This is a genomic window from Lacibacter sp., from assembly GCF_057361365.1.
On record NZ_JBMQSG010000012.1, the window covers coordinates 21918 to 34199 of the forward strand.

General features: G+C 40.4%; 13 protein-coding genes. 4 read left to right on the forward strand and 9 right to left on the reverse strand.

Annotation, left to right across the window (positions count from 1 at the left end; genetic code table 11):
• Positions 1 to 54: 54 nt before the first annotated feature.
• The 4 genes from ACO1QW_RS12425 to ACO1QW_RS12440 all read right to left on the reverse strand — a co-directional run bounded on the left by ACO1QW_RS12425 (position 55) and on the right by ACO1QW_RS12440 (position 4092).
• Positions 55 to 654, reverse strand: coding sequence for a heavy-metal-associated domain-containing protein (locus tag ACO1QW_RS12425; RefSeq protein WP_486258970.1), 600 nt, complete (start codon positions 652 to 654; stop codon positions 55 to 57).
• A gap of 75 nt (positions 655 to 729) precedes the next feature.
• On the reverse strand, positions 730 to 1128 hold the full coding sequence (locus ACO1QW_RS12430) for an HYC_CC_PP family protein (protein ID WP_486258972.1): 399 nt from the start codon (positions 1126 to 1128) through the stop codon (positions 730 to 732).
• 44 nt (positions 1129 to 1172) lie between these two features.
• Positions 1173 to 3200 (reverse strand): putative porin, encoded by a 2028-nt coding sequence (locus tag ACO1QW_RS12435; protein ID WP_486258974.1) that lies wholly within the window; start codon positions 3198 to 3200, stop codon positions 1173 to 1175.
• A 70-nt stretch (positions 3201 to 3270) separates the two neighbouring features.
• Entirely contained in the window at positions 3271 to 4092 is an 822-nt protein-coding gene (locus ACO1QW_RS12440) for a purine-nucleoside phosphorylase (RefSeq protein ID WP_486258976.1), read from the reverse strand.
• A gap of 226 nt (positions 4093 to 4318) precedes the next feature.
• Between ACO1QW_RS12440 and sucC the strand changes: the two genes are divergently transcribed.
• The 3 genes from sucC (at position 4319) to ACO1QW_RS12455 (ending at position 6884) form a co-directional block, all read left to right on the forward strand.
• Positions 4319 to 5530 (forward strand): ADP-forming succinate--CoA ligase subunit beta, encoded by a 1212-nt coding sequence (sucC, locus tag ACO1QW_RS12445; protein WP_486258977.1) that lies wholly within the window; start codon positions 4319 to 4321, stop codon positions 5528 to 5530.
• A gap of 147 nt (positions 5531 to 5677) precedes the next feature.
• Positions 5678 to 6292: a hypothetical protein gene (locus ACO1QW_RS12450; protein ID WP_486258979.1), complete on the forward strand. Its 615-nt coding sequence runs from the start codon at positions 5678 to 5680 to the stop codon at positions 6290 to 6292.
• Between the two features lie 103 nt (positions 6293 to 6395).
• Complete coding sequence (locus tag ACO1QW_RS12455; RefSeq protein WP_486258981.1) at positions 6396 to 6884, forward strand: GNAT family N-acetyltransferase; 489 nt, start codon at positions 6396 to 6398, stop codon at positions 6882 to 6884.
• A gap of 48 nt (positions 6885 to 6932) precedes the next feature.
• Here the strand turns inward: ACO1QW_RS12455 and ACO1QW_RS12460 are convergent, their stop codons facing one another.
• The 5 genes from ACO1QW_RS12460 to ACO1QW_RS12480 are packed head-to-tail and all read right to left on the reverse strand — an operon-like array spanning position 6933 to position 9027.
• Positions 6933 to 7556 carry a SprT-like domain-containing protein gene (locus tag ACO1QW_RS12460; RefSeq protein ID WP_486258983.1) on the reverse strand — a complete coding sequence of 208 codons (624 nt, stop codon included), beginning with the start codon at positions 7554 to 7556 and terminating at the stop codon, positions 6933 to 6935.
• Complete coding sequence (locus ACO1QW_RS12465) at positions 7549 to 7962, reverse strand: hypothetical protein (protein ID WP_486258985.1); 414 nt, start codon at positions 7960 to 7962, stop codon at positions 7549 to 7551. The genes ACO1QW_RS12460 and ACO1QW_RS12465 overlap by 8 nt, the downstream gene beginning before the upstream one ends.
• Positions 7959 to 8198: a hypothetical protein gene (locus ACO1QW_RS12470; protein WP_486258986.1), complete on the reverse strand. Its 240-nt coding sequence runs from the start codon at positions 8196 to 8198 to the stop codon at positions 7959 to 7961. The genes ACO1QW_RS12465 and ACO1QW_RS12470 overlap by 4 nt, the downstream gene beginning before the upstream one ends.
• Positions 8176 to 8613 carry a bactofilin family protein gene (locus ACO1QW_RS12475; protein WP_486258988.1) on the reverse strand — a complete coding sequence of 146 codons (438 nt, stop codon included), beginning with the start codon at positions 8611 to 8613 and terminating at the stop codon, positions 8176 to 8178. Before ACO1QW_RS12475 ends, ACO1QW_RS12470 begins: the two co-directional genes overlap by 23 nt.
• A 12-nt stretch (positions 8614 to 8625) precedes the next feature.
• A complete protein-coding gene (locus ACO1QW_RS12480; RefSeq protein ID WP_486258990.1) occupies positions 8626 to 9027 on the reverse strand; it encodes a hypothetical protein in 402 nt (133 codons plus the stop codon).
• 125 nt (positions 9028 to 9152) lie between these two features.
• Between ACO1QW_RS12480 and porW the strand changes: the two genes are divergently transcribed.
• The gene (gene porW, locus ACO1QW_RS12485; RefSeq protein ID WP_486258992.1) at positions 9153 to 12215 is read left to right on the forward strand and encodes a type IX secretion system periplasmic lipoprotein PorW/SprE; all 3063 of its coding nucleotides are present in this window, start codon (positions 9153 to 9155) and stop codon (positions 12213 to 12215) included.
• Positions 12216 to 12282: the final 67 nt, after the last annotated feature.

The window sequence follows — 12282 nt, forward strand, 5'->3', positions numbered from 1 at the left end:
TTGGTGATTGAAGTATAGCTGCTGAGAACTACTTGCTCTCAGCAGCATTATCTTTTAGTGATGTGTGCACTTACCATCTTTGCAGCAATCTGCCATGGCAACTATGCCTTCTTTCTTGCAGCAATCGCTACCTTTTTCACATTTCATTCCTGCGCAGCATCCACCTTCTTTAGCACAGTTTCCGTTTGCACAGCAATCAGATTTGCCTTCAACTTTTTTGCAACATGCTTTATCACCTATGCATTTACCATCTTTCATGCAACATGCAGCCGCTTCAGTTGCGGTTGTAGTTGCAACTTTACGATCGTATTTGCAGCACTCGTGTAAGTTATTATATACATCATCGGGTGCTGTATATTTTTCATTGTCGTAACCTGCACCTGCTACACCCTTCTGGATTTTCTCGTCAGACGATTTTGCAGCAGCGTATTTTACTGTCAGCATTTTACTATCCTCATTCCATTCTGCAAATGATGCACCGCTTGTTTTAGCAGCGCCTTCAATTGTTTTCTTACACATGCCGCAATTACCCCATACTTTAAATACAGAAGTTTTTACTGAAGCTTGTTTACCGCTTGTTTTAGATTGGGCATTTATTGTTGATACACCTGCAAACAAAAAGATGAATGCAGCCATTAACTGAATTGATTTCATTTTTGAAAATTTTAAGTTGATTTAAATAAGAATACAGTTCCGCTAAGCAGAACAAAAACGAATGATCAACCTAAACTAAATTAAGAAATTGCGTACATCGAGATAGACTTTATTGAAAGTCTTTGGAGGAGGGGAAACATAAGCATTAACCGGTGGAGCCGACAATCCTTGTTCAGGATCGTTTAAATCAACCATCTGAACAGGCTGAGATGCACTGATGCCTGAGAGTTCAAAATCGATTGATGAAATTTGATGTGCATCATTCAACTTCACTTCCGATACTTCATCCTTGCAACAATGGTTTTCGGTTTTCAGCATACCGCACTTATCGCAGTTACCGTCATTATGATCCTTTTCGTGGCCAAAGCTGATGGATGAAAACTTACCCATACAATAATGCACATTCATCACCATTCCGCTGGTGGCGGAAAGGTAAAGCAGAGCAATCATTGATATGAATAACTTCTTCAGCACGTTGGCAAAGATAAACAATTGATTCCAAAAGGATATGATGCCCGTCAGTTAACAAAACCCCAATAAACGCCAAAACGGATAAAAAACCCAGGTGTTGGACTTAAAGGTGCGGCTAAATTGTTATTTAGGAACCCATTGCTGGCGCCTAATTGAAAAGTGTTGAGATTCTCAGCTCTCAGAAACACGCTCAGGCTCCTGATTCTGAACTGAAGATAAGCGGCGATATCGGGCAAATTGTTGATGGTGGTATCATTCTGCAAAAAGAACTGGCCAAGCATAGGCGAATAGCCATCGGCTTTGTATGGAGTATGATAACGCAATTCAACACCTGTGCTCAGGTTGAGCGTTTTAAAGAATTTCCCTTCAAACGCAAAACGATTTCTCGTAAACAATAAGGGAAGATTTACCGGCGCACCTGCGGTTGATTGTTGCGCATACGCTTCAATATACCAGTTCCAATGACGGCCAACACGAAATTGTTTTTCCAATTGTAGTTGCAACACATTGAACAAAGTAGCTTCCTGGTCGGCCTGCGAATAATTTTTAAAATAGATATAGTTTGCAGCCAGAAAGTATTTTGCACCCAACTTCAATTTCTGTTGCGGTAATTCATACAAAGCTGATGCAATAGTTGTGTTCTCATTTTTAAAACTGGTATTACCAAGATTCAGTTTTTTAAAATTACTCCTGTCATCGTGAATGAATGATGGCTTCCGATTCACATTATCAAAACCAAGAGTGAGATAACCAAGCTTCTGACCTATTAAACGTTTCAATGAAGCGTGTACATTGTAATCACCCGCATTAAAGCCACCGATATAAAGCGTACCGGCCAGTTCCATATCCCATTTCTTATTTCTTGTTTTGTTCCGGTACTCGCCGTTAAGATAAAGATTGGAAAAAGAAGGCTCAACCGATCCAAAATCTGCTTCCAGCTGTTGGTAACCCGCAGCCGCTTTAATAAACTGCTGTTGATTTTTGATATCAGGAAAGGAATAAATGGCGGCTTCGTTTGTAAATACTTGCCAATAATCTTTTATACCAAGGGTTGAAGAAAGGTTGCTAATACCATACAGCAATCTATAACCAGCCGTATCAACTTTTGAATCGGCATACTCAAACTTGTACTTATTGAATTGCACGGTATGCTGAAAACGAAAGCGTGGATTGTATAAATAGATAGTAGTTGAATCATTCACCACCAAAGAATCTTTTTTCCCAATATCGTAGTGATGACGCAATAAAAAATTTGTGACAGTATACCGATTGCCTGTTGTAATTGTATTACTTAAAAAACTATTCTGGATAGCTTCGGCACCACCAATGTTGGTTGGAATACTGAAACGTTCAGCAAAGTAAGGCAGACTATCAAGAAATTTTATACTCTTGATACCACCATTCTCTGTTGCACCGATCTTGTTATGTGCCGCAATAAAATAAACAGTGTATCTCCTGTTGGGTGTTGTGTACCAGGTATTGAAATTTACATTGCTATGATTATTCTTTGTATTACGGAAAATACCGGGCGCATTGATCAATTTAAAATTAAAAGCGGCGTTCCAATTGTACCTGATGTTTTGCGTGTGCAAAACGCCAATACTTTGCTCCATTTTTGCACCAAGAATATAATCGAACTGAGTATAAGGCCTGGTGGTATTGAAAAACTTTGTTTCTTCCACTTTGGGAATATAAGCGTCGTATGCATGGAAGCCATGATCCCAACCTGGCTTCATATTAGGTGTAAATAACAAAGAACGTGAAGCGCTACCTGTGTTCCCAAGGAAAATATGGGTCCATGGCAGATGCCATCGCTTACTAAAATCGTTTACTGTTGAATCGAGATAAGAAAAACGGGCCGTATCGAGGTAACGGAATGCAATGGTAATAGAATCTTCCAAACCCGTGCGATGTAATAAAGTATCTTTAAACGGACCGCCTCCTCCTCCTCCACCGCCGCCACCAATCCTGTTACCACCCAGCAAACCTGCGCCCGGCAATCGTTGTAATGGATTTTGCGCCTGCATTGCATACGTTGAAAAAAGCAGTAATAATAACAGTAGTAAACGGGTCATGTGTGAAAAACGGGCTTTACCAGCCCGTGCAAAAATAAAAGAATTAAACAAGTGACTTATTAAAGGCAACTTAAAGTTCCAGAATCAATTGTTTCACTATTGCCGTCATTTTGGGTTCAGCTTCCTTCGCCGCCTGCAACACTTCTTCGTGGGTGATCACGTTTTCTTCTTCACGAATACCAATATCAGTGATCACGCTCATAGCAAAAACAGGAATGCTCATGTGTATTGCTGCAATTACTTCGGCAACGGTACTCATGCCCACTGCATCGCCACCCAGTACTTGAATCATTTTATATTCACTACGTGTTTCAAATGTTGGTCCGGTAACACCGCAATACACACCTTCCTTTACATCTATATTCATAGTAGTTGCAATAGCCTTTGCTTTTTTAATGAATTCTTTTTTGTAAGGTTCACTCATATCAGGAAAACGTGGACCGAGCTCACTCATGTTTTTACCAATAAGCGGATTTGGTGTAAGCTGACTGATATGATCTTTGATGATCATCAAATCACCAACTTTAAAACCAATATTAACCCCACCTGCTGCATTGCTGATAACAAGCGATTGCACGCCTAAGTATTTCATCACCCGAATTGGATACACCACATCCTGAATAGAATAACCTTCATAGTAATGAAATCGACCAGCCATTACCACCACATTTTTATCACCGAGTTTACCAAACACCAACTTCCCTTTATGACCTTCTACGGTTGATACGGGAAAGTGCGGTATATCGTTATAGCTGATCTCTTTTTCAATTTGCAGCTCATCAGTAAAGTGACCTAATCCACTTCCTAACACAACACCCACTGATGATTCCTGTGCATACTGGCTGCGGATATAAGCAACCGTTTCGTTTATCTTATTCAGTAATTCTCCCATTGCTTCAATTTATGTAAGGCGGCAAATATAAGAATAAGTACGGGGTAGGAATTCGGAAGTACGAAGTGAAAACATTATGGACGAAAACAAAAACTGAAGCTTCACAACTTCTGAACTTTATAACTTAGAACTTCTTCCTTACTGCCGTTAGCTCGCTTCCCGCAACTCTGCAAATTGGATAAACCTCTTTGTTCTTTCCTTATCTTCGCCGAAATTTTTTCGCAATATGAACCTCCACGAATATCAAGCTAAGGAACTATTGAAGAAATACAATGTTCCGGTGCAGGAAGGATTTGCCTGCAACACAGTACATGAAGCCGAAGAAGCTTACCGCCAGATAAAGAACCAGAGCGGCAGCAACTTTGCAGTTGTAAAAGCACAAATTCATGCGGGTGGTCGTGGTAAAGGAACAGTGAAAGAAAGTGGAATAAACGGTGTTAAAGTGGCGAAGAATATTGAGCAGATCACTGAGTTTGCCAAAGGTATTTTAGGTGGCACTTTGGTAACCATTCAAACAGGCCCTGCAGGTAAAGTGGTGAACAAGATATTGGTTGCACAGGATATGTATTACGATGGACCAACAGAGCGTAAAGAATTTTATCTGTCTATTTTATTAGATCGTACAAAAAAACAAAACGTGATCATGTACAGTACCGAAGGTGGTATGAACATTGAAGATGTGGCACATGACACTCCTGAAAAAATATTTAAAGAGTGGGTAAACCCAGGTGGACCCCTACAAGCTTTCCAGGCAAGAAAGATTGCGTTTAATCTTGGCTTAAGTGGTGAAGCATTTAAGAACTGTGTGAAGTTTGTAACAAACTTGTATAACGCATACGTTGGATTGGATTGTGGTATGCTTGAAATTAATCCGTTGTTTAAAGCAGCCGATAACAAGATCATTGCAGTGGATTGCAAAATGAACATTGATGATAATGCGTTGATGCGTCATCCCGATGTTGCAAACATGCGTGATACAACAGAAGAAGATCCTACAGAAGTGGAAGCAGGAAATCATAACCTCAACTTTATTAAGCTTGATGGTAACGTAGGTTGTATGGTGAACGGTGCTGGCTTGGCGATGGCAACCATGGATATGATCCAGTTGAGTGGTGGACAACCGGCAAACTTCCTTGATGTAGGTGGTACTGCTAATGCACAAACAGTTGAAGCTGGTTTCAAGATTATCTTGAAAGATCCGAATGTAAAAGCAATTCTCATCAACATCTTTGGTGGTATTGTTCGTTGCGACCGTGTTGCTGCAGGTGTAATTGAAGCCTACAAAACAATTGGTAATATTCCGGTTCCCATCATCGTACGTTTACAAGGTACAAATGCTGAAGAAGCAAAGAAACTGATCGATGAAAGTGGATTGAAAGTACAAAGTGCTATTCAGTTAAGTGAAGCAGCTGCATTGGTAAAACAGGCAGTAGCGTAAACTGAACGAAAAATAAACAGACGGTGCCATACGATTTTCGTATGGCATTCGTTTTTATACCTTGTGAATAGTTTAACCATTCACTTTGCTTGGTCGGCTTGTTTTTTGAACACGATCATGCATTGCAAACCATCAACCAATTATCACATGAAAGGACTACTCCGTAACAGTTTTGTTTTACTCGTTAGTTTGTTTATCATTCAATCGGCCTCAGCACAACTCCGTTTCGAAACACAACATCATTTTAAACCATTTGAAGTATTACTTGATGCTGGTCTTGCCCGCCCGGCAGGTAAGGGTGCGAAAGCTGGTGTGTTGCTGGCCTTGGAACCACGCTTCAATGCATTGGATCGTTTAACTGTTGGTTTACGTATGGAAGCTACGGCAATGGCCCGTGGTTTTGCTGGCTTTAACGGAACAGATCCGAATGCCAACGGCGAAGCCGGTGTGGGCATTTCATTTGTGCCTACTGCTGAATATTATTTTGCCAACCGCACTGTGCGTCCATTTATTGGAGGAGGCGCAGGTGTTTATAATTTCCTGAGTATTGAAGCGAATAGCGACAATGGTGGTGAGATTACCGTTCCGGCTTCAACCAAGTTTGGTGGGATGGCAAGGGTGGGTGTGGAGATATGGCATATACGTGCAGCCGTTGAATATAATTTCGTTGGCAAAACCGGTGAGATCAATAATAATTATCTCGGCATAAAAATCGGTATCATCTTAGGTGGTGGACAATATTCCTTAGAAGATACTTATTAATTATTGCCACAAAGACGCAAAGTCTCTAAGCACGCAAAGGAAGAAAGGATTCTTCCTTTTTTTGTGTCTTTGTGGAAAATGCTTTTCCATTTAGCTTTGATACATGGCTTCACCTGTTAACATTCGCCCCATTGAACCAGGAGATAATGCAGCGTTGGCAGTGATCGTACGCACTTCACTTGCCGAGTTTGGTGCCAACAAACCGGGTACTGTATTCTATGATCCCACTACCGATGCATTGTATGAGCTTTTTCAAACCAAAGGCAGTTTTTATTTTGTTGCGGAAGAAGAAGAAACATTATTAGGCGGCGGTGGTATTTATCCAACTGAAGGTTTGCCTGCTAAAACTTGCGAACTGGTAAAGATGTATTTGCACAAAGATGCACGTGGTAAAGGTTTGGGCAAACGAATGATCGAACAATGTTTGAGCTGGGCAAAAGATAACGGCTATGAACAGGTGTATTTGGAAACTATGCCGGAGCTGAAGCAGGCATTAAAAATTTATGAACTTTTCGGATTTGAATACTTAGACGGACCACTTGGCAACAGCGGACATTTTGGTTGCGATCGATGGATGTTGAAGAAGCTTTAATAAAAGTTCTGAAGTTCTTTGTTGTAAGTTGTATTTCAACTTCAAAAACTAGGAACTTACAACTTCCACCTCATACACCCCACTAAACAAATAAACCGCCCCGCTTTTCACATCAACTGCTTTATGTCGCTTGCGTAACTTTTCTTTTTTCTGAAAAACACGGCCATCTTTAGTTTTAAACAACTGGTCTTGCTGCAACTCTTCCACCAATACTTCTCCATTCTTCCTTTCATCGTAGTTACGAAGCACACGCATTAAATGTTCTTCACCACAACTGGTGGCCGAAGGATTCTGCAAGGATTTCATCAATGCTTTTTCAATATCAACAGGAAAAACTTTTTTCAAAAGAAATTGTGCAAGTATTTTTCCATACTCATGTTTCCATTCTTTGCCATGGGCTGCAATACGATGACCGTAAATTTCAAATGCAAGTAAGTGTGCTATTTCGTGCAGCAACGTAACAAGAAATCCATATTTATTGAGATTACCATTAACACTGATACGGTGATTCTTTTGATTGATTGCATGCCGGTAATCACCCAATATACTGTTACGTTCCCTGGTAATGGTTAAGTGAATTTTATATTCGTGGAGATACTGCAGCACCGGTTCAAGCGAACCATCGGGTAAATAGGCGGCTAATGCATGTAATGGAACTTCCTTCTTACTCATTATTCTTATTCTCTTTCTTCTGCTTCAACAGGCGAAACACCATCCGCACTTCCATAAATGAATAAACAAAATACAAGGCCATGCAAACATATAAGGCAGGCTTATTAATGTTGGGCTTTGCTGCCATGGCATAAATAATTACAGCAGCGGCACAAATAAACATCTTAATCATGAGTGCACCATACACACTGCGAAAAAACACCTGGATGTTTTTATGCAAAAAGCCCTTTACATGAAAATACAGCGATGCAATGGTTACAACAAACAACACAACGTTGCCAATGATCAGCACATCCTGGCTCATACCATATTTGGTAAGCCAGCTTTTGCCGCTAATGAACAAGGCGTTAAGAACGATAAACAAAATAACAAGGGGAACAAAAAGCTGACGTGTTTCTTTCTTCATGATTTCTTAGATGTGTCTTTGAGTATGCGGTAAAACATGGCCATTAAAACTACCAATGGCAATAGCCATCCCAATAAAGGAAAGTTGAGTTTCAACCAGCCATCCGCTTTCAGCCCCAAAAATACGGCTAAGCCCAATCCCACGAGCAGTTGCGAGGCAAGGCCGGCATACTGCATCAGGTATTGCTTATTTGTTTTTGTTTCCCTGTTTTGTTTATTGGTCGTTGGCTGCGGCATTTAAAGATTCTTTGCTGATCTCCAGCACGCTGGCCAATGGTGCATTTGAGACAGCAGCAGCGCCCATATGACATTCGCCATTGAACGAAGCTGTAGCATCAACCTGCAACTGACCGGCATAAATATTACCATTGATCTGGCAACTGCCTTTCAGGTAAAGCAACTCAGTTACTTTAATGGTGCCGTTGATCTGTCCAAGCACATCGGCTTGTTGAGCAACAACATCACCATAAATTTTACCCGATGGGCCAACCAACACTTTGGATGAAGTCGAGAGGTTTCCATGGAGCGTACCATCCACCCGGATGTCGCCTTTACTTTCAATGTTTCCTTTGATTTCGGTACCTGATGCAACGATCGTTGCCATACCTGTAGAGGATTCTTTTTCCTGGGAACTGGATTTACTGTTGAACATATGCAGTGGTTTTTATTGTGTCGAACGTTCTACTTCAGGCACTTTCAGGGTTGCAGTATCCAACACATTGGTTTTTACATCACCCGATAATACCTTTTTCAGGTTGTCAAGATATTGGTCTTTATATAACATCGATCTTTCCAGCGAATCGATCTTCGTTTTATAGAAGATCAACTCTTTACGCTGACTTTGCGAACCATACCCCGGTAAATAATATTTAAGGTTGGTAAAGGTGATCAGCGCTACTGTAAGTCCCACCAATAACACAAAAATGGTGCTAAGAGTGACATAAACGCTTAATCTGGATAACTTAAATGTTACTACTTCTTCATAGGTATCGTCGTTCATCACCACCAAACGGTAGCGGTTGCGTAAGCGCTTCAATGTACTTTCTGCATCAATTCGTGTTGCCATACTGTAAATGAGGACTAAATTTACTGTTTAACAGGTGGAAATAAAGAAATTCTTCCTGATTTTACCGTGAATTAAAATATTTTTGGTCGTATTGAGTTAATTAAGAAAAACGACCCAACGCCTGCATGCAGCCAATTATTGTACCTAAATTGAATCTCATCTTAATCGTTCTCCTGCTGGGCTGCTTTTCTGCATCGGCACAACCTGATTTTACCTTACCCTTGGTAAAACCGAAAAAATACGAGAATAAAATCCTTGGATCGGAAAAAACAGAGGATAAGAAATTTACCCTGCCCCGCCGTGTTTACCAAAGTATGGTCACGCACTATAATTTTTATTACAATGCCACCAACAAGATCAATGCTATTGTGGAGAAAGCAAAGCTGAGCCACCAGGATGATTATACGCAACTTCTTCCCTTCTATAATTATTCAACTGATCACACAGCTGCCGATTCAATGGAGCTTGATTCGGTAATCTTTAAAGCAACAGCAGGCATTGTGTTGCACGATCTGCGAAACAGCTATATCGATAACATGTACCTGCTTATTGGCCAGAGTTATTTTTACTGGCAGAAATACGATTCGGCCTACCGCATTTTCCAGTTCATCAATTATAATTTCTTTCCAAAAGGAAAAGACGAATATATTATTGTTGTTGGATCAAATGATCGCTCCACAAAAGGTGATCTGAATATTGCGACGAAGGAAAAGACAGGATTGGTGCATAAAGCATTTTCGCATGAGCCAAGCCGTAATGATGCACTGATCTGGCTGGCACGCACTTATGCAGAAGATAATTTGTATCCTGAAGCTTATAGCTTAATAAATCTCTTAAAGAAAGATCCCACATTTCCTAAACGACTTCATGCTAAGTTGAATGAAGTGCAGGCTTATACATTTTATAAACAGGAACAATGGGATAGTACTGCTTTTTATTTAAAAGATGCTTTGAGCGAAACGGAAGATAAAACAGAACTGGCACGTTGGGAATATTTGCTGGCCCAGCTCTATGCAAAAACAAAACAACCTGAACTGGCATCATCTTATTTCAATAAAGCAAAATCACATACTACTGATCCCGTGCTTTATATACATGCACGTATTTATGAAGCACAGTTATTAAAAAAAGATGGTGGTGATGCTGTAGCTGAAACATTGGCGGATCTGTTGAAACTTTCAAAGAAGGAACGTTTTGACGGATATGAAGATGTATTGTTCTATGCTGCAGCGGGTATGGCTTTGGAAAAAGGCGACACAACACAAGCGATCAATTTACTGAAACGAAGTGTTTCTTACATGCCTGAAAATCCATCAACAAAGAATAAAGCGTTTGTAAAACTTTCTGACCTAGCTTATGCACGCAGAGATTACACACTTGCCTCCCACTCACTTGATAGTGTGAACATGCAAGACGCGGCTCTTGTTGAGATCAGTGGTCAACTGCAGATAAAACAGCAAATGCTGAAACAGTTGGTGAACTTAATTACTGTTGTAAAGCAGCAAGACAGTTTGCAGGCGGTAGCTAAAATGCCTGAGAAAGAAATGGATGCTTACTTAAAATCACTTGCACGCAAACTGCGTAGGCAACGTGGTTTAAAAGAAGAAGCTGCTTACACACCAACATTAGCGGTAAACACAGGCACACAGGATAACACGCCTCTTTTCACCAATGCCGGTAGCGGTAATAGCTGGTACTTCTATAATGCGGCTCAAAAGTCGAGAGGGTTTAGTGAGTTTAAATCAAAATGGGGGACAAGACCGAATATAGATAACTGGCGCAGGCAGGCAGCTGTTGATGCTGCTAAGCCAGAAATGCAGGCCCCACAGTATGATCACAGTGCCGGCGAAGAAGTGAGTGTAGATGTTGATAAAATTCCGGCTGATGAATTAACAGTGGAAGGTTTAAAAAGTCGTTTGCCTCTTACTGAAGAAAAATTACTTGCATCCAACAAAAAAATTGCTGAGTCATTATTTGAGCAGGGACAGATTTATAAAAATCAACTGGAGGATTATCAACAGGCTGCTTTGGTATTTGAAGAAATCTGGAGGCGCTTTGGTAACTATGAAAGAGAGCAGGATGTATTGTTTGAATTATATTATTGCTACAATAAGATCGGCGATAAACAAAAAGCCTCTATCTTTCAAAGTGAGTTGAATAAAAAATATCCGAATGGTGACATGCTGCAGAAAATCAATGCATCAAAAAATCCAACGGTTGTTTCGAAAGATGCAAAAACAATTGCTTACGAAAATATTTACAACCTCTTCATCTCCGGGAAATTTGACGAAGCACAACAGGAGAAAAAGTTAGCTGATTCATTATACGGAAGTTCGTACTGGACGCCGCAATTATTATACATCGAATCGCTCTATCACATCAAACAAAAAAATGATAGCGTAGCTATTCTCACGTTGACAAATCTTGAACGCAATTTTCCCGGCACTCCAATGGCCGAAAAAGCAGCGGTAATGAAAGATGTGGTTAGCCGTCGTGCAGAAATTGAAGATTACCTCACCCGCACCAACATAGTTCGTCAAACCGAAGACAGCGTGATAATTCCTTTTGATGAAGGTACAAAGGTGAATAAGATCGTACAGGAAACAAGAAAAGATTCAACATCTCAAATAAAGCCGCTCAATCTTCCTGGCCAGAACAATGCGAACATTCAACGACCAGTTGCACCCATTGAAAAAACAGATGCGAACAAAAATGATCGCAATAATGCGGGCAAACCTGTTATTGGCAATAAGCCCGGCATGGATACAACGGCCATTAAACCATTGAAGGAAGGAAAAGTTGAAATGGCGTATATCTACAATGCCACCGACCCTTACATGGTGCTCATGTATTTTGACGAAGTAGATCCTGTGTATTTAACAGAAGCCAGAACCGCTTACCAGCGTTATAATTCATCATCATTTGGAGGACAAAACATCCCGTTGAAAATTTATGAAGGCGATAAAGAGAACACCTGGATGGAAATGGGCCAGTTTTCAGATGTAACAACTGCACTTGGTTACATGGAAGAATGGAAAAAGAATGCCCGCCAGATAGTTCCATGGTTACCTGAGCTTAAATACAACTTTGTCATTATCTCCGATCGCAACCTGGAAATGCTTAAAACCAGGAAGAATATGCAGGAATACAGAACATTTTTACGCCAGTACATTAAGGATAAATTTTAGCAATTCTTCTTCCTTTCGCCTCCCTGAATTGTTATAGATTTGTCTGGTATTGAATTTGCATATAATT